The following is a 23,872-nucleotide window of genomic DNA, read 5'->3' as shown; positions in this document are numbered from 1 at the left end:
GCGGGACCGTGCGAGCGGTGAGCGCGTCCCGCCGGGTCAGTCCGCGCGGGGCAGCCAGCCGAACGCGTCCGCGCTCGGCCCGTCCGGCTTGTACTCCAGGCCGATCCACCCGTCGTAGCCGGCCTTCCCCAGGCGGTCGAGCAGCTCGGCGAAGTCGAGCCCGCCGGTGCCGGGCGCGCCGCGGCCCGGGTCGTCCGCGATCTGTACGTGACCGGTCCGGTCGGTGTAGCGGTCGATGACCTCGCGCAGGTCCTCGCCGCTCCTCGACAGGTGGTACAGGTCCATCAGGAACCGGGCGTTGCCGAGCCCGGTGGCCGCGTTGACCCGGTCCACGACCTCGACCGCCGACGCGGCACCGACGAGCGGGTACCGCGGGGACTCGGCCGCGTTCAGCGCCTCGATCAGCAGGGTCGCCCCCACCCGGTCGGCGGCGTGGGCCGCGAGCGTCAGGTTCTCCAGCGCGAGGGCGTCCTGCTCCCACGGGTCCGCGCCGTCGACGCGGTTGCCGTACAGGGCGTTGAGCGCCGTGCACCCCACCGAGTGGGCGAAGTCGGCCGCGACGTCGACGTTGGCGCGGAAGCGGTCGGACTCCGCGCCCGGTACGGACAGCGCGCCCCGGTCCGGCCCCGGCAGCTCCCCGGCGTAGAAGTTCAGCCCCACCAGGCGGGTGCCGGCCCCGGTCAACGCGGCGCGCAGGGCGTCGAGTTCGGCCGGGTCGGGGGTGGGGGTGGCGGGCCAGGGCCACCACAGCTCGACCGCCGTGAAGCCGGCCGCGGCGGCGGCCGCCGGGCGCTCCAGGAGCGGGAGTTCGGTGAAGAGGATCGAGAGGTTCACATCGAAGCGCTGATCGAGGAGACTCATCGGCCGAGAAATCCTTCCGTATTGCGGAAGTTTACTTTTGCTGTACGGAAGACTGCCCGCGCTGCGGGAAGGCTGTCAAGAGGGGCCGTACCGGAGGCGGGTGCGCGCAGTAGGTTGGGCCGCGTGCGATTGAGAGTGGAATTCACGACCGAACCGTTCGACCTCGACGAGGCCCCGCCGCACGCGGTGGTGGCCCGTGAGGTGGTCCAGGGCGCCGCGCTGGACGCCGTCGATGTCGGCCCGTTCGGCAACACCGCCGAGGGCGGCGCCGAGGCCGTGCTGGCGACGGTGGACGAGCTGGTGCGCGCATCGCTCCGGGCCGGCGCCACCCGGGTGTCGCTGCAGATCAACGTGGTTCCGGAGGACGGCTCGTGACGGAGTCGGCGGCGGGCCCCTTCCGCGACGCGGTCAGACCGCTCGTCGAGGCCATGGGCGGGGAGATGGTCGACCCGGACCGGGCCGAGGGCGACGACGTCGTGCTGTCCTGGGAGGGCCGCCCGGTCGTGGCCGTGCGGCTGCCCCATCTGTCCGACTCGCTGGACCACATCCTCGCCGAGCTGGAACGCCGCCACGGCATGCCGCTCGCGGAGCTGGACCGCAAGACCAAGCAGTCGGTCGTACGGCTTCTCGAGCAGCGCGGCGCCTTCTCGGTGCGGCACGGCGTGGAGACGGTGGCCGTCGCGCTCGGCGTCAGCCGTTTCACCGTCTACAACTACCTGAACAGGGAGAACGCCGCCCGGGGCGGCTCGGGAGGGGACGCGGGTTGACGGTGCGGCGGCGTGGCTTCAGATCGAGAACGGCCGCTGCTCGACGAACTCCGGGTCGGGCCGGCCGGCCAGGAAGAGATTGGGGCTCTGGAGGTACTCGCCGCGCAGCTCCTCCTTGATCCGTCGGTGCAGCGCCTGGTAGTCGCCGGTGAAGCCCGTCCCGCCGTCCCAGACGCTCAGCAGCGCACCGGTGAACGCGCCGTTGACGGGGCCGTCCATGGAGGTCTGGTCGTCCTGGCAGCCGGAGATCAGCAGGACGCTGGCCCCGATGTCCCGGGCGTCCTTCGCGGGTAGTTCCTGCTGGATCCGGTCGTAGAGCGCCTTGTCCCGCTTGTACAGCTTGTTGTTCAGGTACAGCGGAAGAGCCTTGATCTTCTTCTCTGCCTCCTTCGGCTCCCGGGTGCCGAAGGCGCTCTCCAGCGCTTCGGGCGCGAGCATCCCGGTCACCTGTTCGGCGACGCTTCCGCTGTGGCAGCTGTCCGACAGCACGACGATGCGCACGCCGTCCTCGAAGGCCCCGTAGAGCTCGTAGAGTTCGTCGTCGACGAGCTGCCGGTCGAAGAGGACCCAGGTCTCGTCCTGCCGGTCCTTCTCGTTGCCGTTGAGGTCCGGGACCTGGCCGCCGTGTCCGGAGTAGGTGAGGAAGAGGATGTCGCCGCTCCCCAGCTCCCCGGCGGCCTTCTTCAGCGCCGCGGTGACGTTCTGGGCGGTCGCGTCCGCCGTCAGCAGCATCGTCCGGCTCCGGTAGCCCGCGCTCTCGGCGAGCTCGGCCATGTCCCGGGCGTCGTTCTCGCAGGCGTTGAGTTCGCCGTCCCAGCCGTCGTACTTCCCGGGGTCGACTTTGTTCAGACCGATATGGATCGACAGGCCAGTGGGCATGGTCTTCCCTCCGTGCGGACGGTGCTCGTCCGCGGCATTTCCGTGGTTCGCGGTATGGGTGCCGTGGCCGTCGGCGGCGTAATCATCTATCGGACAAGACGCCTCGATCGGACCATCAGGCCCCTCGGACATGCGGTGATCGACCCCTCGGGCATCCGGTATGCGGACGCCGGTTCCCGCTCCCGTGCCCACCCCGACGGGAATTTCAACAAAGTGTTGACGCCGTGTTGCCGAGGGCGTTAGCTATGCGCAGCCCGTCCGAGCACAGCACACGCAAGCGCCGCGGAGGCTGCCGTGACTTCGACTTCGAGTCCGACGCCGGGGCTCGCCCGGTTCAACGCCGCCGAGGACCACGCCGCCCGGGCCGCACTGCGCGCAGTCTGCGCCAGCGCGGCCTGGGGAGACGAGATCCTCGCCCGGCGCCCCTACCCCGACACCGCCGCCCTGCTCGCCGCGGGCGACGCCGCCACGGCCGGGCTCCGGGCGGCGGACCTGGCCGAGGCGATGGCCGGACATCCGCCGATCGGGCGCCCGAAGCCGGGGGATCCGGCATCCGCCCGCGAACAGCGCGGGATGACGGACGCCCCCGACGCACTCCGGGCCGAGATGCTCGAACTGAACCTGGCCTACCAGGAGAAGTTCGGACACGTCTTCCTGATCTGCGCCACCGGACTCACCGGCGAACAGATGCGCGACGCCGTTCGTCACCGGATCGACAACGCGCCGGAACACGAACGCGAGATCGTGCGGGGGGAACTGGGCAAGATCAACCGCATTCGGCTGGCCCGGCTCGCGGCAGCACCCGACGGCGAAGGAGATCCACCATGAGCAGCGAGAGGACCACCTCGGTGTCCACCCACATCCTGGACACCAGCACCGGCAGCCCCGCCGGAGGCGTCGCCGTCGAGCTGTCCGCACGCGGTACGAGCGATCACTACCGCGTGGTCGGCCACTCCGATACGGACCCGGACGGACGCTGCAAGGACCTCCCGGCACTGCCGGAGGGCACGACCCACGCACGGCTCACCTTCGCCGTCGAGCCGTATCTCGCACGCAGCCAAGCCGCGGGCGCAGCCTTCTTCCCCGAGGTGACGGTCACCTTCGCCGTCACACCGGGCGAGCACTACCACCTACCGCTGCTGCTCAACCCGTTCGGCTACTCCGTATACCGAGGGAGCTAGCACGCCCATGACCGTCCTTGGCCAGAACCAGTACGGCAAAGCCGAGAACCGCGTCCTCAAGGTCACCCGCGACGGGGCCACCCACCACGTCAAGGACCTCAACGTCTCGGTGGCGCTCTCCGGCGACATGGACGACGTCCACCTCTCCGGCTCCAACACCCACGTCCTGACGACCGACGCCACCAAGAACACCGTGTTCGCCTTCGCCCAGGAACACGGCGTCGAGACGGCCGAGCAGTTCGGCATCCTCCTGGCCCGCCACTTCGTCACCAGCCAGGAAGCGGTGACCGGCGCGCGCATCCGGATCGAGGAGTACGCCTGGGAACGGATCGCGACCCCCGGCCCGGGCGAGCACTCCTTCGTCCGCGAGAACCAGGAGACGCGCACCGCGCAGATCACCTTCGACGGCTCGGCCTGGCAGATCGTCTCGGGGCTGGGGGACCTCGTGGTGATGAACACCACCGACTCCGAGTTCCGCGGTTACGTCAAGGACCGCTACACCACGCTCCAGGAGACCGGCGACCGGATCCTCGCCACCGAGGTGCACGCCCGCTGGCGGCACGCCTGGAGTGACGACACGCGGCCCGTGCCGGACTGGGACCGCTCCTACGAACAGGCACGCGGCAACCTGCTGAGCGCCTTCGCGGAGACCTACTCGCGCTCTCTCCAGCAGACCCTCTACGCGATGGGCTCACGGGTCGTCGAGCGGGACCCGGACATCGAGGAGATCCGGCTCTCGCTCCCCAACAAACACCACTTCCTCGTGGACCTCTCACCGTTCGGCATCAAGAACGACACCGCCGACGGAGCCGTGTACTTCGCGGCCGACCGGCCCTACGGCCTCATCGAGGCGACCGTCCTGCGCGACGGAGCCGAGCAGCGCATCCCGGTCGATCTGACGAACCTCTGAGCGCACCCCGACGGAACGAGGACCACCATGGCAGCACCCCCGGCCCCCGACGGCGCCACGACGCGCGTCGTCATCGAGAACTGCGCCATCGCCACCGTCGACGCGCACGACACCGAATACGCCTCGGGCCATGTCGTCGTCGCCGGCAACAGAATCGAATCGGTGGGCCCGGGGGCCGCCCCCGAGGGCCTTCGGGACGTGGCCCGGCGCGTCGACGGCACCGGCCATCTGCTCACCCCCGGCCTCGTCAACACCCACCACCACTTCTATCAATGGCTCACGCGCGGCCTCGCCCAGGACGCCAACCTCTTCGACTGGCTCGTCGCCCTCTACCCCACCTGGTCGCGCATCGACGAGGACATGGTCTACGCGGCGGCCCGGGGCTCCCTCGCCATGATGGTCCGCGGCGGCGTCACCACCGCCATGGACCACCACTACGTCTTCCCCCGCGATGCGGGCGACCTCCTCGGCGCCGAGATCCGCGCCGCCCGGGAGACGGGCGTACGGTTCAGCCCCACCCGCGGCTCGATGGACCGCGGGCAGTCGGCCGGCGGGCTGCCGCCGGACTTCGCGGTGGAGACCACCGAGGCGGCGCTGCTCGCGACCGAGGAGGCCATCGACACCCACCACGACGCGAGCTTCGACTCGATGCTGCGCGTCGGGGTCGCGCCCTGCTCGCCGTTCTCCGTCTCCACCGATCTCCTGCGGGAGGCCGCCGCGCTGGCTCGGCGCAAGGGCGTGCGGCTGCACACGCACGGCTCGGAGACGGTCGAGGAGGAGCAGTTCTGCAAGGAGCTGTACGGCATGGGCCCGACCGACTACTTCGAGTCCACCGGCTGGCTCGGCGACGACGTGTGGATGGCCCACTGCGTCCATATGAACGACGCCGACATCGAGGCCTTCGCCCGTACCGGCACGGGCGTGGCCCACTGTCCCTCCTCCAACGCCCGGCTCGCGGCCGGCACCGCCCGGATCCCCGAGATGCGGAAGGCCGGCGTTCCCGTCGGCCTCGGCGTCGACGGCACCGCCTCGAACGAGTCCGGCGAGCTGCACACCGAGCTGCGCAACGCTCTCCTCATCCACCGACTGGCGGGCGGCGAAGGCGCGTTGAACGTCCGGCAGGCCCTGCGGCTGGGCACCCACGGCGGTGCGCGGGTGCTGGGGCGGGCGGAGGAAATAGGCTCGCTGGAGGCCGGCAAGCTCGCCGACCTCGTGCTGTGGAAGCTCGACGGCCTCGGCCACTCCACCATCGCCGACCCGGTCGCCGCCCTCGTCCTCGGCGCCGCCGCACCGGTCACCCTCTCCCTGATCAACGGCAAGCCGGTCGTCGAGGACGGCCGGCTGGTCACCGCCGACGAGGACACCATCGCGCGGGAGGCCCGGCGGGAGGCCCTGCGTCTCGCCCGGATCGCCGCCGAGGGCTGAGACCGGCCCCCGCGCTCCCGAAGACTCGGCCGAGGGGGACGGCCCTCGGCCGGGGCCCGTGGGTCCCCGCCGGGACCCACGGGCAGCGGCCAATGCAGCCCGTCCGGCGGTTGAGGACGCGCCCGCAGGGCGCCCGCCGCCGCAGGCGGCAGAGCCGGCCCCGCAGCCGAAGATCCGCCGCCGTCGGCAGGACGAACCCCAGCCGAAGATCCGCCGGAAAGGCAACAGGCGACACGAAACCCCGACAGGAGGCCCCGTGGCCGCAGCGCCCAGGTTCACCGAGCCAAGCCCCGAACCGGCAGCCGACGCCGACGACGTCCATCCCGTGGACCGCCTGCCCAGGCCGGGCCGGCTGATCACCACCGGCTTCCAGCACGTCGCCGCCAGCTACGCGGGCGTGGTCGCGCCCCCTCTCGTGCTCGGCGCCTACATCGGGCTCTCCCCGCTGGAGATCACCTTCCTGGTGGGCGCCTCCCTCTTCACCGCGGGCATCGCGACCCTCCTCCAGACGATCGGGTTCTGGAAGGTCGGGGCCAGGATGCCGTTCGTCAACGGCGTCTCCTTCGCGGGCGTCGCCCCGATGCTCGCCATAGCCGACACCCAGACCGACAAGAAGGACGCCCTCCCGATCATTTTCGGAGCCGTCATCGTGGCCGGCGCGCTCGGCTTCCTCCTCGCCCCCTACTTCTGCAGGCTCGTCCGCTTCTTCCCGCCCATCGTCAGCGGGACCGTCATCACCCTGATAGGCGTCACCCTGCTGCCGGTCTCCTTCGGCTGGATCCAGGGCGGCCACCCGGAGAAACCCACCTCCTTGACCAACCTCGGCCTGGCCGGGGCCACTTTGCTGATCGTGCTGGTCCTGCGACGGCTGCTGCGGGGCTTTCTGCAACAGATCGCGATCCTGCTCGGCCTGATCGCCGGCACCCTCGTCGCGATACCGACCGGGGTGGTCGACTTCACCGCCACCCGGCACGCCGCCGTCATCGGCTTTCCGACCCCGTTCCACTTCGGTCATCCGCAGTTCGAGGCCGCCGCCATCGTCTCCATGTGCATCCTCATGCTGGTCTGTATGACCGAGAGCACCGCCGACATGCTCGCGCTCGGCGAGATCGTCGGCCGCGAGGCGGACGAGAAGGTCATCGCCGGCGGGCTGCGCGCGGACACGCTCGGCACCGCGCTCAGCCCCCTCTTCAACGGCTTCGCCAACAGTGCCTTCGCCCAGAACGTCGGCCTGGTCGCCCTCACCAAGGTGCGCAGCCGCTACACCGTCGCCGCCTGCGGCCTGATGTTCGTCCTGCTCGGGCTGAGCCCCGTCTTCGCCTCGCTCATCGCCGTCGTACCGCAGCCGGTCCTCGGCGGCGCGGGCATCGTGCTCTTCGGTACGGTCGCGGCCAGCGGCGTCAACGTCCTGCGCAAGGCAGGTCTGGAACAGGGCGACAATCTGCTGATCGCCGCCACCTCGCTGGGCATGGGCCTGATCCCGGTGGTCTCCAAGACCTTCTACGACAACACGGCCATCCCCGAGACCCTGAAGATCATCCTGAACTCGGGGGTCAGCGCCGGCTGCCTCACGGCGGTCGTCCTCAACCTCGCCTTCAACCACCTCGGCCACCGGCGCGCGAGCGCCGCCCCGGAGGCGGTGGTACCGGAGCAGCCGGTGCCGGTCGTGCGCTGATCTCCGCCCGCTACGGGCCGGTCCGAGCGTGGCGGCTGGGGAGAGCCGCCACGTTACGCCACAATCGGGGCAAAGTGACCACCCGTCAGTGCGGAGAGGGGTTCCCGCGTGGACCGCGAAGCCGAGGGGGAGCCGGAGGACAGACGCGGCTTCGTCTTCCCCAGCGCCCTGACCGTCCTCGCGGTCGTGACGGTCGCCGTCTGGATCCTTGCCTTCGTCGTCCCCGCCGGTGTGTACAAGCGCGACGCCGACGGCAATCCGATCCAGGGCACCTACCACCGCGAGTCGGCACCCGGCGACTTCACCCACCGGCTCGGGGAGCTGTTCCTGTCCCCGGTCAACGGCCTCTACGGCGTGCGCGACGCCGCCACCGGCCAGGTCGCCCCGGACGCGTCCGGCGCGTTGTACGGCAGCGCCGGCGTCTTCCTCTTCGTCCTGGCCATCGGCGCGTTCATCACCGTCGTCTTCGCCACCGGCGCCCTGGACCGGGGCATCGAACGGCTCGCCCACCGGCTGCGCGCCCGCGGCGCCCTGCTCATCGCGGCCGTCATGACCGTCTTCTCGCTGCTGGGCACGGTCGAGGGCTTCGCCGAGGAGACCCTCGGTTTCTACGGGCTGCTCGTGCCGCTGATGCTGGCCCTCGGCTACGACCGCATGGTCGCCACCGGCACGATCATCCTCGGCGCGGGGGTCGGCGTGCTCGCCTCCACCGTCAACCCGTTCGCCACCGGGGTGGCCTCGTCGGCCGCCGATGTCTCGCTGGGCGACGGCATCGTGCTGCGCTTCGCGATGTGGGTGGTCCTCACCGCGGTGACCATCGGCTACGTCGTGCGGTACGCGCATCGGGTGCGCGCCGATCCGGGCCGCTCACTGGTCGGCTTCCGTCCGGGCGACCGGGAACTGGCGGCCGAGGCCGTGGAGCCCCCGGAGCTCACGGGGCTGCACAAGGCGGTGCTCGCCGCGGTCGTGCTGGTCTTCGCGTTCATGATCTTCTCGGTGATCCCCTGGGCGAGCGCGCTCACGGGCGACGCCGACGCGAAGCCGTACCCGTGGGAACTGGGCTGGTCCTTCGCGCAGTTGGCGGCGCTCTTCATCGCGGCGGCGGTGCTGGTCGGGCTCGTCGCCCGACTCGGTGAGCAGCGTCTCAGCGCGACGATCGCGCAGGGCGCGGCGGACTTCATCGCACCCGCGCTCGTGATCGTGCTGGCGCGCGGCATCACGGTGATCATGAATAACTCGAAGATCATCGACACCGTTCTGCACTCCATCGAGGGCGCGGTCTCCGGCACCCCGGCGGCGCTCTTCGGCGTCATGGTCTACGTCGTGAATCTGCCGCTGGCCTTCCTGATCCCCTCGACCTCCGGCCACGCCACCCTCGCGATGCCCATCCTCGCGCCGCTCGCGGACTTCGCCGATGTCTCCCGGGCGGTGGTCGTCACGGCCTGGCAGGCGGCGAGCGGCTGGATGAACCTGTGGGTGCCGACGACCGCCGTCGTCATGGGCGGAGTGGCGCTGGCGAAGGTCGGCTACGACAAGTACCTGCGCTTCGTATGGCCGCTGTTGGTGGTCCTGGCCGTCCTCATCTGCGGCTTCGTGGCGCTGGGCGCGGCCGTGACGTGACGGCCGTGATCTGACGGCCGCGCCCAGCGGGGACCTACCACGCAGTCGGTACCGCGGTTGGTAGGCCACCAGCGAAGCCGTCCGAGACGGTGGTGCGGATACGCCCGCGAGGCGCCTACGATCTCGCTGGTTCCCGGCTTTATTCCTCCTATGTTCGCCGGGGTGCGGGGCAGCGGGGGGACACAAGGGCTCGGAGGGGGTGTCTGGGTGTTTCACACTGCGAGCGAGAACGCTTCCCCGCTCGGGGAGTCGAGCCAGAGTGTGTGCGAGCCATCCCTATCGACCGTCAGGCCATATCGCTCGGGCTTGGGCCGACCATTGAGCGCCCAGCGAGTCAGCAGTGGTGTCCGCTCAGCCCACAGGTCACGCGGTCCGTCGTATTCGAGCTGCGCCACGCGCACGTCGAGGAATGTGAGGCGGGCCCATGAGCCGGTGGGCTCGTCGTAGAGGCAGTGCATCTGCGTTCCCTCGCTATCAGTAAGGGTGAAGTCGATGACCGAGGGTTGTGCGAGGGAGGCCAGAAACTGAGGGCCAGATGTGTTGAGGCCGCTGGGCAGGTTGATCTGTCTGATCCGGCCCTTCGCCTTCATGACGTGGCCTACGTGTTGGTTTGCCGTGATGTTGACCGTATCTACGGTCGGCCGGGTCATCATGAAGTTGGCCAGGGTTGGAAGGAAGCCGCCGGTCGCCCGACCATCGTCCTCGACCACCAGGCGGACGATCCCACATCCGATGTTGGCGACGATGATGCCGCCCGGACGTACCTGTGCGGGCCACGAGGCCGGGATGCGGCGTACGCCGAAGCTTGCCAATAGGCGGTCGTAGGGACCGTGGTCCGGCCAGCCGACCATGCCATCACCGGCAGTGATGCTGGGGGTGAACCCCGCCTTTTCGAGCGCTTTCGTGGCTGCCGCGACAAGAGCTGGATCGATGTCCATGCAGAAGACGTTGCAGCCACCGACCCTGTGGGAGAGCAGTGCCGCCTGATAGCCCGTGCCAAGGCCATCGTCAAGAACTCTATGGCCGCCTTCCACATCCAAGGCTTCGAGCATGATGGCCATCAGGGCCAGCTCAGTGGAGGAGCTGGTGGCGGTGCCTGAGGCGTCGAACTGCGTCAGGAGCGATGCATCGGAGTAGGCAGCTGTCAGCCAGGACGGTTCACCCTGCTTGTACTCGTGCAAGGTTCCCTTGGCGCGAACCGTGAAGCGAGGTACGAAGAGGTGGCGGGGGACGGTGGCGAAGGCTTCGATCCAGGCTGGGGAGTGCAAGAAGCCTGCGGTGACGAGCCGTTCCGTCATGAGCCTGCGCAGGTCGTCAGCGGTCGGTACTTCGGTGGTCATAGGGTTCGGCCCTCCAGTAGGTCGGCCAGTGCGCGGGTGATAGGGGTACGCAGCTCCGGGACGAAGGCCCACTGTCCGTTGGGGTTTACGTCGATCAGATACCAGTCCCCCTCGTGATTAACGAGGAAGTCGAGTGCGGCGTAATGCAGTCCGAACGAGTCGAGGAGCCTGCGGAGTCCGGCGGTCGTGTCCACGGGCACGTCGCATACCTTGTAGGTGAGGCTGTCGTAGTCCCGGCGGAAGTCGATGCGGCTTGCGGGCGATCCGGCGTGGATTTCGGCGGCGAACACCTCCCCGGCTACGACCGTCACTCGGACTTCGTACGCCTTGGGTACCCACTCCTGGAACTGGTGAGCGGTGAGAGTGGCCGAGTCGGTGATCTCGGCCGCCCTGACTTTGGTGGTCCACAGTGCATGGGGCCAGCCGTCGATGTCGCTGGGAGCGTCGTCGCCGATAGCTTTATAGGCGGCGACGCCGCCGGGCAGGTCATTGATGAAGGCGCGAGCCTCGTTGGCATCATTGGTGATCAGCGTTTCGGGAACGGTAAGGCCGCACCGTGAGGCGGCGGCAAGAGCGGCGGGACCGACGCCAGCCGCCGCGTTCCGGTGCGGGTGGTTCACCCACAAGCATTCCAGCGAGGTCAGCAGGCCCCCGAAACCTGCACGCGCCTCGGATTGCGCCCATCGCGCATCCCCGTTCGACAGAGCAGGGTTGAGGCGGAACGATGACGGGCGCCGGTAGTACACGGAGCGCACGTGATCGAGAGACGTGCCCCGGTGCTGGCCTTGGACCAACCCGCACCAGTTGGGTAACCCTGCGCCGATACGAGCCGAAACTGACAGGCTCTCGGGAAATTCGCCGGGATCGAGCCGCCACACGGGCACGTCTCGATCATTGAGTTCCGAGATCACCAGGTCAGCGGTCGCATCTTCGGAACGGGTCAGCACCAGGACCGTCATCGATCAGTACCTCCAGTCACAGTGTCAGTCGGTGTCGTTCTCCTTGTCCGTGGCGAGCTGGTTGTCCTCCTTGGTCTGGCTCACGGTCTCGAACTTGCTGGCCATCGCCGGTTCGTGGATGAACGGTGTGCCGGCCTCCGTGACGCTGACCTGCCGCTGCGGGCAGAGGGAGAGGGCAGGCAGGACGAAGCTCTCGCGTGCGACCGGGACGGCCTTGGTCAGGCCGAAGGGCCGCACCGCCGTCGCGATCCGTGCCTCGTCGGACTTCCCGGCAGCGCGGGGGAACATCGGCGGAGCCAAGGGGTCCACGGTGTTGAGCGTCATGGTCTTCTCCTTCTTCTTGCCTGATGTTGTTTGCTGACCCGCCCGGCCGCCCACCCTCACGAGGACAACCGGACGGGCGCTCGTACGTGCCTCTCCACCGAAGGGAAGGGCATGGGGCGGCGGAGAGGCAGGCGATCTAGGCGGTGGTGTGCGTGCCGATCATGTGCTGTTTTGAATCGGCTGAGAGATTCGGTCAGTGACTCAAGATCGTCGATCTCACGCTTGACCCGTGCGGACACCGCGTACCGTAGGGCCTGACTGAACTCCGGCGGGTGGTACACGTTCCGGCATCCGGTCGGCTGGTGTGGCCCATCAGACAGTGTGACCGTGCCAGCGGTGCCATCACACGCATCTGATCCCATGGCGGCGCTTGAAATGCCGTACAACCCTCTCAGTGAGCGTGAGCACCCTCGGGGTGTCGCTTGCCTTTTGAGCCTCCAAGATTTGGGCGCTCAGCTCCATGCATCCGGAACAGAGGGACGGAGCGGATGGGGCAGGCGGGGTCATCCACTGTCCACCTGAGAGAGGGAGAGTGATCGGGGTCATTTGCCCACGCTCCGAAGGGTGTGTGTCCGGTGTACATGGATCAACCGGGCCCGCTCGTAATGGCGGTAGGCCAAGGTGTTGCCCCGAGCCAGCGCGCCACGCTTGGCTGTCTCGAAGCGGGTACAGACGCTGCAAAGGATCACGATGTCACCCGTGGCCCCAGCCTGCACTTCCGGCGCTCCTCGTCGTTCGCGAGACGCAGTTGGTCCGGATCGGGTACCCACCGCTCGCCATTGCTCACGATCTCGAGCGAGTAGTCTCGTCCGACAACCAGGACGCCAATACGGTCCCTGCCCAGGTCCACCACGAGCGCGCCGTTGCGGTAGGCGGGCCCGCGCCGAGGTCTGTATGTGCCTGCAGTTCCAGTGATCCCACTGGTGTCTTTGGGCACGCCTCCGGTGGTGATGTCCGTGTTCACGGAAGCATCGCCTCCGCATCGTTTTCGGGGCTATGACCGTTCTTGTGCTTGAGATACAAGGCAAAGGCCGGTAGTTCGAGCAGCCAGTTCCGTACCTGCGCCTTGTCTTGCGGAGAGAAAGCGATCTCATCCTCGGCAGGAGTCACGAAGCCACTGACCTGCCCCTCCTGGAGGAGGCGTTCCACCTTCGGCCAGGACTCCCGGCTGCCCCGATCACTGGTGATGTCGTGCATGTCGTATAGAGCGCTGTGCACGACCCAATCGCGGGCCTCGGCGTGCTTGCGCAGGACCTCGATCACTGCTTCAGGATCACGGTCGTCGTAGATGCACGCGTAGAGCACGACCGTGACGCGCCCAGGGAAGCCGCTGGACGCATCCGTGATGTTGCGACGACGGGGGCTGGGGGGCATCCGATTCATGGGACTACGGTGCACCGCCGGATGCCCGAACTGAAGAATCGAGGCGTACGACCCGGCGAGGACGTGGCTCACCAACTCGCATGTTTCATACGCCCGTTGAAAGACGGACGTCAGCGACTCGTATGTCGTGTACGAGTCGCTTGGACTGTGCGTCGCACCCCTTGACTACAGGGCCGTCTTGGTTGTCGCCGGCGCATAGCCGCTATCGCCCCCCGAACGAACCCCGATGAGGGCTGAAACGCGGCGTAGCCGAGTGGTGGAGGCGCGCCCGACCTTTTGCACGATGACGCCGGGTAGTGCCTGGTGGCGGGCCCAAACCGGGGCGTTGATGAGTGTTGCCTCCAGGGTCTCAAGGGAAGCGTCATACAGCTTCGCGTCGGCTTGAGCCAGCGCCTTGTCCATGGCGAACCGATTGCGTGCGGCCTTGGTGAGCACGTTGAGGGACGCGTCAGGAATGCCGCGGATGAGATCAAGCGCCTTGCCCGTCTGCCCCAGGGCAACGGCGATGCCGACCGCCTGAGTGTCCGCTGTCACCGGACCGAACAGGGTTCCGCGGGCCCGATGCTCACCACCCATGCGTGCTCCAGTGGCGTTTGACTGGGAGAGGTAATCCTTCACCAGCTCCTTGTTCTTCATGCGACTGGCCACCACAGCAGCGAAGTTGATGTGTGAGCCATAGACGGTGAGCTGCTCTGGTGTGGCCCTTGAGAACCTGGGTTCGATTTCGACAGCGGCCTTCTCCGCTAGTTTCAAGGCGTCCCCGAGACGTGCGTCACGGAGGTAGACCCAGGCGCGCCCCGAGGTGACGAGCGCGGGTTGCAGTTCGTCGTCCGACTGCTCAGCCGCCAACTGGGCGTGACCGATGGCCGCGTAGGCCAGGTCCCTGGCCCCCATGAGGTTGGCTACGTATGCGGCGATCCTGTAGGCGTCCGCCAGTAGCCCCCAGGCTTCACCTTGCTCCCCGGCGGCCTGCCCTCGAAGGTTCGCGGCAGCCTGAGGCAGGAGAGGGGTGACCAGGGCGCCGGCCTCGGTGTACTGCCCCTGCCAATACGACGCCCAGCAACGATCGATTGCTTCCCTGAGCCCGACCTCGTCATCCGCTTCGATGGCCTCAGGGAGCATGCCGGCGGCGGTGTCATGAACGACCTGGGAGAGGTTCCGCATCATCGTGCGATCCGGGAGGTACATCATCCGTCGAGGGGCTTGCTGGCCCAGGATCACGGAAGTGTCCACGCCGAGAGCGTCGGCGATCTTCATGAGGGTGTTGAGAGAGAGCCGTTTGTCCTGCTCGGCTGCCTGAATCGTCGCCAGGGCAAGACTGGTCATCTCCGCCAGGTGCGTCTGGTGGATGTCGTTGCCCCGAAGGATCTTGATGCGCTCACCTGTCGTGTAGCTGCTCCACTGCATGGATGACCAACTCCGTTCTGGAACATACCCGTTCTTGAACGGTACCTGGGGCGGGTGGCCTGTACGTCGTGAACCGGCTTCCTCGTAGGGCTGATCGGTGAGGCAGCGGCGACATCGGCGGTTGAATACGCCCGCTGCAATCCCGGCATGGCACAGAAAAACATCAAGACCCCGCAGATATCCGGGCATGAGTCAAGGGGAACGGCTGCAACGTAAATGACAGGGGCCGGGTGCCGGCTGGTATTCGCAAAGCGTATGCTGCGGCCAACAAGTGAGTCGCCGCTGTCCGCAAGGAAGTCCTTCGACGCCAGACCGAAGGGGCTCCCTGTCGGAGCTTTAATCCACGCTCAGGGAGACGTATGCAGGACGTAGCGCTCGGCGGAAAGTCTGATCAGCTGACCGTCTTCCACGCAGTAGAGAATATAGGTGCGGTCAGCGGTTCCGATGTGCATAGGCGTCCGGCATTCGGGAGCTGACGTGGAATCCACACCTTGTACGGGTGTGACTTTATCTACCCGGTGGGCGAACACATCGAGGAAGACAATGAAACCCCAGCGGACAGGCTCTACGCTTTTACCATGTGTAGCATCAGTGATGCGCCGATCAAGAGGCTGGTATGCGAAGAAGGCCGGAATTGTAATCCAGGCCAGCAGGGTAAATGCCTGAATCCAGAGGAAATGCTGTCGCCCCAGTTGTCGAAACCACGGCTGAGATCGGATCTCCCGGGTCGCAAAGAATAGGGCCACGATCACAAGAATTGGTGCGGCAATGATGCCCATGTATCCCCAGGATCGAATCAACGTCTCCGCATATCCGGTGCCCAGGTCTGGAAGCGTCAACCCAAAAGATCGGTAGTACCGATCGTATAGAGCAGAGAGGACGCAGAAAGAAGTTAGGCTGCCTGCCAGCACGATGACCGTGTGGTGATCAATTACCCTCCACCACACCTTGGAGTCCGACGACTCGCCATTTGGGTCTTGTCGCGTGCCCTTGTCTGTTTCTTTCTCGCTTCCCGGCACTGCCGACCTCTCCTGCCATGGGCGTACATCAGCAGTACCCGAATGCGGGCCCACCTCTGCCCATGTCCGACACTTTCCACTCGAACGGCTCACGACCGTCGCATGCGAGCCTTCCCGGTGACTGCCTTGCCGAGTTGAGGGCTTGGCAAGCTCAGCTGTGAACCTGGCGCTGGCGAAGGTCGGCTACGACAAGTACCTGCGCTTCGTATGGCCGCTGTTGGTGGTCCTGGCCGTCCTCATCTGCGGCTTCGTGGCGCTGGGCGCGGCCGTGACGTGACGGCCGTGATCTGACGGCCGCGCCCAGCGGGGTCCTACCCCAGCAGTTCGTAGGCCGGCAGGGTGAGGAAGTCCGCGTAGTCCTCGTCCAGGGCGACCTTGAGCAGCAGGTCGTGGGCCTCTTCCCAGCGCCCGGCGGCGAAGGCGTCGGGGCCGGTCTCGGCGCGGACGGCGGCGAGTTCCTCGGCCGCGACCTCGCGGACCAGCTCGGCGGTGGCCTTGCGGCCGTTGTCGAAGACGACACCCGCGTTGATCCACTGCCAGATCTGGGAACGCGAGATCTCGGCGGTGGCCGCGTCCTCCATGAGGTTGAAGATGGCGACGGCGCCCAGGCCGCGCAGCCACGCCTCGATGTAACGGGTGCCCACCTGGACGGCGTTGCGCAGTCCCTCGTAGGTCGGCTTCGCCTCCAGCGAGTCGACGGCGATGAGCTCCCCGGCCTCGACGTGGACGTCCTCGCGCAGCCGGTCCTTCTGGTGCGGCCGCTCGCCGAGGACCGCGTCGAAGGAGGCCCGGGCGACGGGCACGAGGTCGGGGTGGGCGACCCAGGAGCCGTCGAAGCCGTCGTTCGCCTCACGGTCCTTGTCGGCCTTGACCTTCTGGAAGGCGACCTCGTTGACCTCCGGGTCCTTGCGGGAGGGGATGAAGGCCGCCATGCCGCCGATGGCGTGCGCGCCGCGCTTGTGGCACGTACGCACCAGCAGTTCGGTGTACGCGCGCATGAACGGCGCGGTCATCGTCACGGCGTTGCGGTCGGGGAGGACGAACTTCGCCCCGCCGTCGCGGAAGTTCTTGACGATGGAGAAGAGGTAGTCCCAGCGCCCGGCGTTCAGCCCCGAGGCGTGCTCGCGGAGCTCGTAGAGGATCTCCTCCATCTCGTACGCCGCGGTGATCGTCTCGATCAGGACGGTCGCGCGCACGGATCCCCGGGGGATGCCGAGGTGGTCCTGGGCGAAGACGAAGACGTCGTTCCAGAGGCGGGCCTCTAGGTGCGACTCGGTCTTGGGCAGATAGAAGTACGGGCCCTTGCCGAGGTCGATCAGTCGTCGGGCGTTGTGGAAGAAGTAGAGGCCGAAGTCGACCAGGGCGCCGGGGACGGGGCGGCCGTCGACGGTGAGATGGCGCTCGTCGAGGTGCCAGCCGCGCGGCCGCATCACGACGGTCGCGAGCTCGTCGGCCGGTTTCAGGGCGTACGACTTGCCCTGCTCGCTGGTGAAGTCGATGCGGCGTTCATAGGCGTCGATCAGATTGAGCTGGCCGCCGATGACGTTCTCCCAGGTGGGGGAGGAGGCGTCCTCGAAGTCGGCGAGCCAGACGCGCGCACCCGAGTTGAGGGCGTTGACGGTCATCTTCCGGTCCGTCGGGCCGGTGATCTCCACCCGGCGGTCGTTCAGCGCGGCCGGGGCGGGCGCGACCCGCCAGTCGGGGTCCTCGCGGACGGCGGCGGTCCCGGGGAGGAAGTCGAGCGTGCCGGTACGAGCGATCTCGGCGCGGCGCTCGGCGCGACGGGCCAGCAGCTCGTCCCGGCGGGGGGTGAACCGGCGGTGCAGGGCCGCGATGAAGGCGAGCGCCGCGTCGGTCAGGACCTCGTCCTGGCGGGCCGGGATGTGGGAGGGGTCGGCGACGACGGTGGCCAGCGGGGACGGCGCTGGTGCGGACATGGGCTGTCACTCCTTCAGCGGGCGGACGCCCCGGCCGCCGGGGCGCTCGGTCATACGGGTCTGCGGTGACGGCACGCGGTGCCAGTGGAGAATAGTTTCCTCATGGTGGAAGTTCAATGGTCGGCTGCTGTCGAGAGGTTTTCCGCCACGTCGATATCCGGAACCCGCGGCGCCCGGTGGCGCTGGGTGCCACCTCACCCCCTCGCTCGGCTCTCAGTCGAGCAGCGAGAGATCGTCCGGTGTGTCGATGTCGTCGGGCGCCGCGATGTCCCCGCACTCGACGAGCGCGACCGCCTCGGCGTGTTCCCGCAGATACGCGCGCGCCCCCCGGTCGCCGGTGGCCGAGCGCGCGACGCCCTCCCAGTGCCGTCGCGCGAACAGCACGGGGTGCCCCCGCTCGCCGGCGTACGAGGCCGCCACCAGCCCCGCGCCCGAGCGGTGCGCGGCCAGCACGCGGGCCACCGCGGCCGGTCCGATCCGGGGCTGGTCCACCAGCGTCACCAGCGTCGCCGACGCCCCCGTGGCGGCCAGGGCCGCGAGCCCGGTCCGTAGCGACGAGCCCATGCCCGACGCCCAGTCGGGGTTGTCCACCACGACCATGTCAGCCCCCTGCGGCCACGTCAGCCCCACGTGCGCCCGGACCTCGGCCGCCCCCGCCCCCAGCACCACGCACAGCGGTCCGCAGCCGCCCTCGCGCAGCACCCGCGCCGCGTGCTCCACCAATGGACGGCCCCGGTATGCGAGCAGCGCCTTGGGCCGCCCCCCGAGCCGTCGGCCACCGCCCGCCGCCAGCAGCAATCCGGCGACGGGCACCCGCCCGGCCGTCATCTCCGTCGCATCTGTCGTCTGTGCCATGGCCCTTGCTTACCGGATGCTCACCGGACGCGTCCCGGGAGTTCCCACCGCCGCGGTCCGATGTGCGGTGGACAGCCGTTTGTCACCCGTACGTGAGCACGCGGCCTGAATTTCGCTGTGAGTGTGGCGCTCCGCACGGAAAGTGGCGTTAACTGATCCGCGCGAGCGGGTGGGAGGGGGAGAATCGTGGCGGAAGGCGCCGTTGTGGTGGAAGAGGAGCGAGCGGGCCGAATCGGCGACGACCCGAGGGTGAGCGAGCTGCGTGCCGCGGTGTCCCGGCTGCGCCGGGCGCTCGCCGCACACCCCGCGCAGTTACCCGACCGGGATGCCGCCGAGGACGAGCTGGCCGCCCTGGACGCCATGGCGCGCGCCGGTGCGCCGGAAGTGCCCCGGCTGCGTCGCTCGCTGCTGCTGGTGGCGGGCGCGGTGGGTTCCGTCAGCGCCCTGGCCCAGGCCCTCGGCGAGGTCCGCGCGGCGGTCGACAGCTTCGGCGAGCAGCCGGGCACGGTGCCCAGGCAAGCGCGCGTGGTGCGGGAGCCGAAGGTGGAGACGACGGCACCGGAACAGCCGTGCGCGGCGGCGGAAGTGCCGCGCCCTCGGGAGGCCCCTGACGGGGTGTGACCCACCAGTGCCGCTTGTGGCGAGTGGCGCCTCTCGCCCGGCCGGCGGTTCTTCGGCTGCGGGCCGTCGGCGCCGCCTGCGGCGGCGAGCGCCCTGCGGGCGCGTCCTCAAACGCCGGACGGGCTGAAATCAGCCCGTCCGGCGTTTGAGGACACAGCACAGCAGCCCGTCCGGCGCCCCCGGACACCGCCGCGCAGCGGAGGTGCGGACGTCGTGGCCTCAGGCGGAAGCCGATCCCGTGTTGGCGAGGGCCACCGACAGTTCGGCCGCGACCTCCTGGAGGACGGGCACGATCTTCTCCACGGCTGCTTCCGTGACCCGGCCCGCCGGGCCCGAGATGGAGATGGCCGCGGCCGTGGGGGAGTCGGGCACCGGGACCGCGAGACAGCGCACCCCGATCTCCTGCTCGTTGTCGTCGACCGCGAAGCCGCTCTCCCGCACCCGGGCCAGGGCCTCCAGGAACCCCTCGGGCGTCGTGATGGTCTTCTCGGTGGCCGCCGGCATGCCCGTACGGGCGAGCAGCGCGCGCACCTCCTCGTCGGTGGCCTGGGCGAGCAGCGCCTTGCCGACACCCGTGGAGTGCGGCAGCACCCGACGGCCGACCTCGGTGAACATCCGCATCGAGTGCCGCGAGGGCACCTGCGCGACGTAGACGACCTCGTCGCCGTCGAGCAGCGCCATGTTCGCGGTCTCGCCGGTCTCCTCGACCAGCCGGGCGAGGTACGGGCGTGCCCAGGTGCCGAGCAGCCGGGAGGCGCTCTCGCCGAGCCGGATCAGCCGGGGGCCGAGCGCGTAGCGGCGGTTGGGCTGCTGGCGGACGTATCCGCAGGCGACGAGCGTGCGCATCAGCCGGTGGATCGTGGGCAGCGGCAGCCCGCTGCTCGCGGACAGCTCGCTCAGTCCGACCTCGCCACCGGCGTCGGCCATCCGCTCGAGCAGGTCGAAGGCGCGCTCCAGGGACTGGACGCCTCCGGTGGGCGAGGCTTTGGGCTCGGCGGACGAGGGCACGGCGCGGTCCTTCCGGAAGTGGGTGGGAGCAGCCTACCGGCAGGCCCCCGGCCGCACTACGCGTCGTTCTGCGTGACGGAAGGTTTCTTCCGTTCAACGGAAGGCGCTGTGAGAGCGGCTGCCCCTTCGGTGATCGAGCGACGGGTCTTGACGGGGATGTGCCGCGAATGAAGACTGCGTCCCACGGAGTTCAACAGAATGTTGAAAGTCGCGTGGGAAAGTCGTGCTCGTCCAAGGCCGGGAATCGAGGAGACGCCGTGTCCGAGGTGGAGTTGGTACTGCGCTCGACACGCGTCGTCACGCCGGAGGGCACCCGCGCCGCCTCCGTCGCCGTGGCCGGCGGCCGGATCACCGCCGTCCTGCCCCACCGGGACGAAGCCCCGGCGGGAGCCGACGTCCTGGACCTCGGCGACGACGCCCTGCTCCCCGGGCTTGTCGACACCCATGTGCACGTGAACGATCCCGGCCGCACCGCCTGGGAGGGGTTCGCCACCGCCACCCGGGCCGCCGCCGCCGGAGGCGTCACCACCCTCGTGGACATGCCGCTCAACAGCGTCCCGCCCACCACCACCGTCGCCAACCTCCGGATCAAACAGGACGTGGCGCGCCCCGCGGCCCATGTCGACGTCGCCTTCTGGGGCGGCGCGCTGCCCGGCAACGTCACCGATCTGCGGCCCCTGCACGACGCCGGGGTCCTCGGCTTCAAGGCCTTCCTCTCGCCCTCCGGAGTCGAGGAGTTCCCCCATCTCGGCCGCGCCGACCTGGCCGCCGTGGCCGGTGAGATCGCCGCCTTCGACGGCCTGCTGATCGTGCACGCCGAGGATCCCACCCACCTGGAGCGCGCCCCCCAGCACGGCGGACCGCGCTACGCCGACTTCCTCGCCTCCCGCCCGCGCGCCGCCGAGAACGACGCGATCGCCGCGCTCGTCGACATCGCCAGGCGGCAGGGCGCGCGGGTGCACATCCTGCATCTGTCGTCGTCCGACGCGCTGCCGATGATCGCCGCCGCCAAGGCTGCGGGCGTACGGATCACCGTCGAGACCTGCCCGCACTTCCTGACCCTCACCGCGGAGGAAGTGCCCGACGGCGCCACCGAGTTCAAGTGCTGCCCGCCCATCCGCGAGGCCGCCAACCAGGACGCCCTGTGGCGGGGCCTCGCCGACGGAACCATCGACTGCGTCGTCTCCGACCACTCGCCCTGCACCACCGACCTCAAGGTCCCCGACTTCGCCAAGGCGTGGGGCGGCATCTCCTCCCTGCAACTCGGCCTGCCGGCACTGTGGACCGAGGCCCGGCGGCGCGGTCACTCGCTCAGCGACGTGGCCCGCTGGACGGCCACCGCCCCCGCCGCCCTGGCGGGACTCACGCACAAGGGCGCCATCGAGGCGGGCCGCGACGCCGACTTCGCCGTCCTCGCCCCCGACGACACCTTCACGGTCGACCCGGCCGGACTTCACCACCGCAACCCCACCACCGCCTACGCCGGGAGGACACTGAGCGGCGTCGTACGGTCGACGTGGCTGCGCGGCCACCGCATCGCCGACCACGGCACGCCCGGCGAACCCACCGGCCGACTTCTGGAGAGGCAGCGCAGCGCATGAGCGGCACCCCCGGGAACATACCCCTCTCTGTATCTCCCTCTTCATCCCCCTCTTCCGGCTTCACCGGTGATGCCAGCCCGTATGCGGGCGGCGACCCCTACGCCGACTACCGCTCGGCCGCCTTCGACTTCACCCATCTGCCCGATCTCGCCGACCGGCGGCTGGGCGCGGGCGTGCTCGCCGCCAACGACGAGTTCTTCGCCGAGCGCGAGAACCTGCTGAACCCCGAGGCCGCCCGCTTCGACCCCGAGCGCTTCGGTCACAAAGGCAAAATCATGGACGGCTGGGAGACCCGCCGTCGCCGGGGCGCCGGGGCCGATACCCCGCACCCCACGGACGAGGACCACGACTGGGCACTGATCCGGCTCGGCGCGCCCGGCGTCGTGCGCGGCGTCGTCGTCGACACCGCCCACTTCCGCGGCAATTACCCACACGCCGTCAGTGTCGAGGCCGCCTCCGTCACCGGCACGCCCTCCGCCGAGGACCTGCTCGCCGCCGACGTGGAGTGGACCGTCCTCGTCCCGCGCACCCCCGTCGGCGGGCACGCCGCCAACGGCTTCGCCGTCCGCGACCCACGGCGCTTCACCCATCTCCGGCTCAACCAGCACCCCGACGGCGGCATCGCCCGGCTGCGCGTCCACGGCGAGGTCGTTCCCGACCCCGCGTGGCTCGCGGTCCTCGGCACCTTCGACCTCGTCGCCCTGGAGAACGGGGGGCGGGCCGAGGACGCCTCCGACCGCTTCTACTCCCCGCCCGTCCACAGCATCCAGCCCGGCAGGTCCCGCAAGATGGACGACGGGTGGGAGACCCGCCGCCGCCGCGACAAGGGCCACGACTGGGTCCGCTACCGCCTCACCGAGCAGTCCGTGCCGCGCGCCGTCGAGATCGACACCGGCTGCTACAAAGGCAACGCGGCGGGCTGGGCCGCCCTGTCCGTACTCGATGCCACCACCGGCGCCGACCCGGCTGATCACACCACCGGCTGGACCGAGATCCTGCCCCGCACCCGTCTCCAGCCCGACACGGTCCACCGCTTCCCGCTGGAGAAGGCCCCCACGGCCACGCACCTGCGGATCGACATCTACCCCGACGGCGGCATCGCCCGGCTGCGCGTCCACGGCTCCCTCACGGAGGAAGGGGCGCACCGCCTCACGGCGTGAGCGGACGGCTCATGAACAGGGCCTGCTCGCCCTCCGACGCGGTGCCCGTGTAGAGGGTGACGTCCAGACCGCACAGCGTGAAGCCCATCCGGCGGTACGCCCGCACTGCCGGGGCGTTCACATTGGTGACCTCCAACCACGCGGTGCGCGCACCGAGTTCCCGGCCGTGGCCGAGGGCGCGGTCCATCAGACCGCGCCCGACGCCCCGGCCCCGGTGGCCGGGTGCGACCCGGACGTCGGCGATGACGAGGCGGCTGTTCCAGGCCGTGAACTCAGTGGTGATCGCGCCGCACAGCGTTTCGTCGCCGTCGAGCGCGACGACGACGCGGGGGGCCGAGGCGCCGTCGTCGTTCTCCGCTTCGTCGCCTTGCTCGTTGTCTTCCCCCTTGTCTTCCCCGTCGTCTTCGTCGTCGGGGAAGACCTTGTGCAGCGGCGGGTCCACGGCCACCTCGCGCAGCCGGAAGCCGTCGTCCGTGGGCGTCACCTCGATGACGGAGTCCGTGGTGAAGGAGTTGTCGAGGGCCGCGGCGGCGTCCAACTCCTCGGCGAGGGCCACCCGGTAGACGACGGAAGTGTGTTCGCTATGCGTCATATCGCCACCGTATAGCGGCCCATGACGCGGCCGGGGGCCGGATCAGGCCCCGGCGAGCCAGAAGATCAGGAAGAAGAACGCGACGATGAAGTGGACGGCCACCAGGTAGATGAAGACCCGGATGGTCATGCCCATCGGGGCCCGGTCCTCCTCGTTCCGCTTGCGTTCACCGGTGCCGCGCGTGCTGTGAGTGGTGACGGCGTCGGTGGTGGCGCGCGTGAGGTCGGCGTCGCTCATGGCATTCCCCTTCGGGTCGGTGCGGGGGGGGGGGGGGGGGGGGGGGGGGGGGGGAGGCGGGGGGCTACGAGGGGCGGAGGACAAAAGCACACCCACACCACGAAAGGGAAG

24 protein-coding genes and 2 pseudogenes are annotated in these 23,872 nt (G+C 69.2%); 13 read left to right on the top strand and 13 right to left on the bottom strand.

Going from position 1 to position 23,872, the window contains the following annotated elements; genetic code table 11:
* Window positions 1-36: 36 nt before the first annotated feature.
* Window positions 37-861 carry a TIM barrel protein gene (locus tag ACZ53N_RS29870; protein WP_469143919.1) on the bottom strand — a complete coding sequence of 275 codons (825 nt, stop codon included), beginning with the start codon at window positions 859-861 and terminating at the stop codon, window positions 37-39.
* 123 nt (window positions 862-984) lie between these two features.
* Between ACZ53N_RS29870 and ACZ53N_RS29865 the strand changes: the two genes are divergently transcribed.
* Window positions 985-1,236: a YkoF family thiamine-binding protein gene (locus tag ACZ53N_RS29865; protein ID WP_469143918.1), complete on the top strand. Its 252-nt coding sequence runs from the start codon at window positions 985-987 to the stop codon at window positions 1,234-1,236.
* Complete coding sequence (locus ACZ53N_RS29860) at window positions 1,233-1,628, top strand: helix-turn-helix domain-containing protein (protein ID WP_469143917.1); 396 nt, start codon at window positions 1,233-1,235, stop codon at window positions 1,626-1,628. The genes ACZ53N_RS29865 and ACZ53N_RS29860 overlap by 4 nt, the downstream gene beginning before the upstream one ends.
* An 18-nt stretch (window positions 1,629-1,646) precedes the next feature.
* Here the strand turns inward: ACZ53N_RS29860 and ACZ53N_RS29855 are convergent, their stop codons facing one another.
* The gene (locus ACZ53N_RS29855; protein ID WP_469143916.1) at window positions 1,647-2,507 is read right to left on the bottom strand and encodes a caspase family protein; all 861 of its coding nucleotides are present in this window, start codon (window positions 2,505-2,507) and stop codon (window positions 1,647-1,649) included.
* A gap of 294 nt (window positions 2,508-2,801) precedes the next feature.
* On the opposite strand from ACZ53N_RS29855, the gene uraD reads away from it, so the two are divergent.
* The 6 genes from uraD to ACZ53N_RS29825 all read left to right on the top strand — a co-directional run bounded on the left by uraD (window position 2,802) and on the right by ACZ53N_RS29825 (window position 9,318).
* Entirely contained in the window at window positions 2,802-3,335 is a 534-nt protein-coding gene (gene uraD, locus ACZ53N_RS29850; RefSeq protein ID WP_469143915.1) for a 2-oxo-4-hydroxy-4-carboxy-5-ureidoimidazoline decarboxylase, read from the top strand.
* On the top strand, window positions 3,332-3,688 hold the full coding sequence (gene uraH / locus ACZ53N_RS29845; protein ID WP_469143914.1) for a hydroxyisourate hydrolase: 357 nt from the start codon (window positions 3,332-3,334) through the stop codon (window positions 3,686-3,688). The genes uraD and uraH overlap by 4 nt, the downstream gene beginning before the upstream one ends.
* A gap of 7 nt (window positions 3,689-3,695) precedes the next feature.
* On the top strand, window positions 3,696-4,598 hold the full coding sequence (gene pucL / locus ACZ53N_RS29840) for a factor-independent urate hydroxylase (protein WP_469143913.1): 903 nt from the start codon (window positions 3,696-3,698) through the stop codon (window positions 4,596-4,598).
* A 27-nt stretch (window positions 4,599-4,625) separates the two neighbouring features.
* Window positions 4,626-6,023: an 8-oxoguanine deaminase gene (locus ACZ53N_RS29835; RefSeq protein WP_469143912.1), complete on the top strand. Its 1,398-nt coding sequence runs from the start codon at window positions 4,626-4,628 to the stop codon at window positions 6,021-6,023.
* Between the two features lie 256 nt (window positions 6,024-6,279).
* Window positions 6,280-7,698 (top strand): nucleobase:cation symporter-2 family protein, encoded by a 1,419-nt coding sequence (locus tag ACZ53N_RS29830; protein WP_469143911.1) that lies wholly within the window; start codon window positions 6,280-6,282, stop codon window positions 7,696-7,698.
* A gap of 108 nt (window positions 7,699-7,806) precedes the next feature.
* Entirely contained in the window at window positions 7,807-9,318 is a 1,512-nt protein-coding gene (locus ACZ53N_RS29825; RefSeq protein WP_469143910.1) for a YfcC family protein, read from the top strand.
* Window positions 9,319-9,530: 212 nt separating this feature from the next.
* On the opposite strand, the gene ACZ53N_RS29820 is transcribed toward ACZ53N_RS29825, so the two are convergent.
* The 5 genes from ACZ53N_RS29820 to ACZ53N_RS29800 all read right to left on the bottom strand — a co-directional run bounded on the left by ACZ53N_RS29820 (window position 9,531) and on the right by ACZ53N_RS29800 (window position 14,731).
* On the bottom strand, window positions 9,531-10,658 hold the full coding sequence (locus tag ACZ53N_RS29820; protein ID WP_469143909.1) for a methyltransferase domain-containing protein: 1,128 nt from the start codon (window positions 10,656-10,658) through the stop codon (window positions 9,531-9,533).
* Window positions 10,655-11,617 (bottom strand): ATP-grasp ribosomal peptide maturase, encoded by a 963-nt coding sequence (gene tgmB, locus ACZ53N_RS29815; protein ID WP_469143908.1) that lies wholly within the window; start codon window positions 11,615-11,617, stop codon window positions 10,655-10,657. The genes ACZ53N_RS29820 and tgmB overlap by 4 nt, the downstream gene beginning before the upstream one ends.
* A gap of 24 nt (window positions 11,618-11,641) precedes the next feature.
* On the bottom strand, window positions 11,642-11,941 hold the full coding sequence (gene tgmA / locus ACZ53N_RS29810) for a putative ATP-grasp-modified RiPP (protein WP_469143907.1): 300 nt from the start codon (window positions 11,939-11,941) through the stop codon (window positions 11,642-11,644).
* Between the two features lie 960 nt (window positions 11,942-12,901).
* Window positions 12,902-13,396 carry a hypothetical protein gene (locus tag ACZ53N_RS29805; RefSeq protein WP_469143906.1) on the bottom strand — a complete coding sequence of 165 codons (495 nt, stop codon included), beginning with the start codon at window positions 13,394-13,396 and terminating at the stop codon, window positions 12,902-12,904.
* 93 nt (window positions 13,397-13,489) lie between these two features.
* Complete coding sequence (locus ACZ53N_RS29800) at window positions 13,490-14,731, bottom strand: helix-turn-helix domain-containing protein (protein ID WP_469143905.1); 1,242 nt, start codon at window positions 14,729-14,731, stop codon at window positions 13,490-13,492.
* A 158-nt stretch (window positions 14,732-14,889) separates the two neighbouring features.
* Here ACZ53N_RS29800 and ACZ53N_RS29795 point away from each other — a divergent pair.
* Window positions 14,890-15,006: pseudogene (locus ACZ53N_RS29795) on the top strand (Lsr2 family DNA-binding protein); the annotation flags it as partial.
* A 72-nt stretch (window positions 15,007-15,078) separates the two neighbouring features.
* On the opposite strand, the gene ACZ53N_RS29790 reads toward ACZ53N_RS29795, so the two are convergent.
* The gene (locus ACZ53N_RS29790; RefSeq protein WP_469143904.1) at window positions 15,079-15,750 is read right to left on the bottom strand and encodes a hypothetical protein; all 672 of its coding nucleotides are present in this window, start codon (window positions 15,748-15,750) and stop codon (window positions 15,079-15,081) included.
* A gap of 142 nt (window positions 15,751-15,892) precedes the next feature.
* On the opposite strand from ACZ53N_RS29790, the gene ACZ53N_RS29785 reads away from it, so the two are divergent.
* A complete protein-coding gene (locus ACZ53N_RS29785) occupies window positions 15,893-16,027 on the top strand; it encodes a hypothetical protein (protein WP_469143932.1) in 135 nt (44 codons plus the stop codon).
* Window positions 16,028-16,061: 34 nt separating this feature from the next.
* Here ACZ53N_RS29785 and aceB read toward each other — a convergent pair whose 3' ends face one another.
* Together aceB and ACZ53N_RS29775 are read right to left on the bottom strand one after the other, a co-directional pair.
* Window positions 16,062-17,687: a malate synthase A gene (gene aceB, locus ACZ53N_RS29780; protein WP_469143903.1), complete on the bottom strand. Its 1,626-nt coding sequence runs from the start codon at window positions 17,685-17,687 to the stop codon at window positions 16,062-16,064.
* 213 nt (window positions 17,688-17,900) lie between these two features.
* On the bottom strand, window positions 17,901-18,542 hold the full coding sequence (locus tag ACZ53N_RS29775) for a nucleotidyltransferase family protein (protein ID WP_469143902.1): 642 nt from the start codon (window positions 18,540-18,542) through the stop codon (window positions 17,901-17,903).
* A 186-nt stretch (window positions 18,543-18,728) separates the two neighbouring features.
* Between ACZ53N_RS29775 and ACZ53N_RS29770 the strand changes: the two are divergent.
* A pseudogene (locus ACZ53N_RS29770) lies at window positions 18,729-19,043 on the top strand (DUF5955 family protein); the annotation flags it as partial.
* Between the two features lie 339 nt (window positions 19,044-19,382).
* On the opposite strand, the gene ACZ53N_RS29765 reads toward ACZ53N_RS29770, so the two are convergent.
* Complete coding sequence (locus tag ACZ53N_RS29765; RefSeq protein WP_469143901.1) at window positions 19,383-20,171, bottom strand: IclR family transcriptional regulator; 789 nt, start codon at window positions 20,169-20,171, stop codon at window positions 19,383-19,385.
* 257 nt (window positions 20,172-20,428) lie between these two features.
* On the opposite strand from ACZ53N_RS29765, the gene allB reads away from it, so the two are divergent.
* Window positions 20,429-21,772, top strand: a complete 1,344-nt coding sequence (allB, locus tag ACZ53N_RS29760) for an allantoinase AllB (RefSeq protein ID WP_469143900.1) — start codon at window positions 20,429-20,431, stop codon at window positions 21,770-21,772.
* Window positions 21,769-22,932 (top strand): allantoicase, encoded by a 1,164-nt coding sequence (alc, locus tag ACZ53N_RS29755; protein ID WP_469143899.1) that lies wholly within the window; start codon window positions 21,769-21,771, stop codon window positions 22,930-22,932. The genes allB and alc overlap by 4 nt, the downstream gene beginning before the upstream one ends.
* Here alc and ACZ53N_RS29750 read toward each other — a convergent pair.
* Together ACZ53N_RS29750 and ACZ53N_RS29745 are read right to left on the bottom strand one after the other, a co-directional pair.
* Window positions 22,922-23,524: a GNAT family N-acetyltransferase gene (locus tag ACZ53N_RS29750; RefSeq protein ID WP_469143898.1), complete on the bottom strand. Its 603-nt coding sequence runs from the start codon at window positions 23,522-23,524 to the stop codon at window positions 22,922-22,924. The genes alc and ACZ53N_RS29750 overlap by 11 nt on opposite strands.
* Before the next feature lie 42 nt (window positions 23,525-23,566).
* Window positions 23,567-23,761: a DUF6126 family protein gene (locus ACZ53N_RS29745; RefSeq protein ID WP_469143897.1), complete on the bottom strand. Its 195-nt coding sequence runs from the start codon at window positions 23,759-23,761 to the stop codon at window positions 23,567-23,569.
* Window positions 23,762-23,872: the final 111 nt, after the last annotated feature.

This window comes from Streptomyces sp. NPDC033229 (genome assembly GCF_055576875.1).
Note: the sequence above shows the minus strand (reverse complement) of the source record. Positions and strands in the feature narration are given on the sequence as shown.

Bases quoted from the DNA above. Each gene is read 5' to 3' on its own strand.
- ACZ53N_RS29870 (WP_469143919.1), bottom strand. From the start codon at position 861: ATGAGTCTCCTCGATCAGCGCTTCGATGTGAACCTCTCGATCCTCTTC.
- ACZ53N_RS29855 (WP_469143916.1), bottom strand. From the start codon at position 2,507: ATGCCCACTGGCCTGTCGATCCATATCGGTCTGAACAAAGTCGACCCC.
- uraH (WP_469143914.1), top strand. From the start codon at position 3,332: ATGAGCAGCGAGAGGACCACCTCGGTGTCCACCCACATCCTGGACACC.
- pucL (WP_469143913.1), top strand. From the start codon at position 3,696: ATGACCGTCCTTGGCCAGAACCAGTACGGCAAAGCCGAGAACCGCGTC.
- ACZ53N_RS29835 (WP_469143912.1), top strand. From the start codon at position 4,626: ATGGCAGCACCCCCGGCCCCCGACGGCGCCACGACGCGCGTCGTCATC.
- ACZ53N_RS29820 (WP_469143909.1), bottom strand. From the start codon at position 10,658: ATGACCACCGAAGTACCGACCGCTGACGACCTGCGCAGGCTCATGACG.
- tgmB (WP_469143908.1), bottom strand. From the start codon at position 11,617: ATGACGGTCCTGGTGCTGACCCGTTCCGAAGATGCGACCGCTGACCTG.
- tgmA (WP_469143907.1), bottom strand. From the start codon at position 11,941: ATGACGCTCAACACCGTGGACCCCTTGGCTCCGCCGATGTTCCCCCGC.
- ACZ53N_RS29800 (WP_469143905.1), bottom strand. From the start codon at position 14,731: ATGCAGTGGAGCAGCTACACGACAGGTGAGCGCATCAAGATCCTTCGG.
- aceB (WP_469143903.1), bottom strand. From the start codon at position 17,687: ATGTCCGCACCAGCGCCGTCCCCGCTGGCCACCGTCGTCGCCGACCCC.
- ACZ53N_RS29775 (WP_469143902.1), bottom strand. From the start codon at position 18,542: ATGGCACAGACGACAGATGCGACGGAGATGACGGCCGGGCGGGTGCCC.
- alc (WP_469143899.1), top strand. From the start codon at position 21,769: ATGAGCGGCACCCCCGGGAACATACCCCTCTCTGTATCTCCCTCTTCA.
- ACZ53N_RS29750 (WP_469143898.1), bottom strand. From the start codon at position 23,524: ATGACGCATAGCGAACACACTTCCGTCGTCTACCGGGTGGCCCTCGCC.
- ACZ53N_RS29745 (WP_469143897.1), bottom strand. From the start codon at position 23,761: ATGAGCGACGCCGACCTCACGCGCGCCACCACCGACGCCGTCACCACT.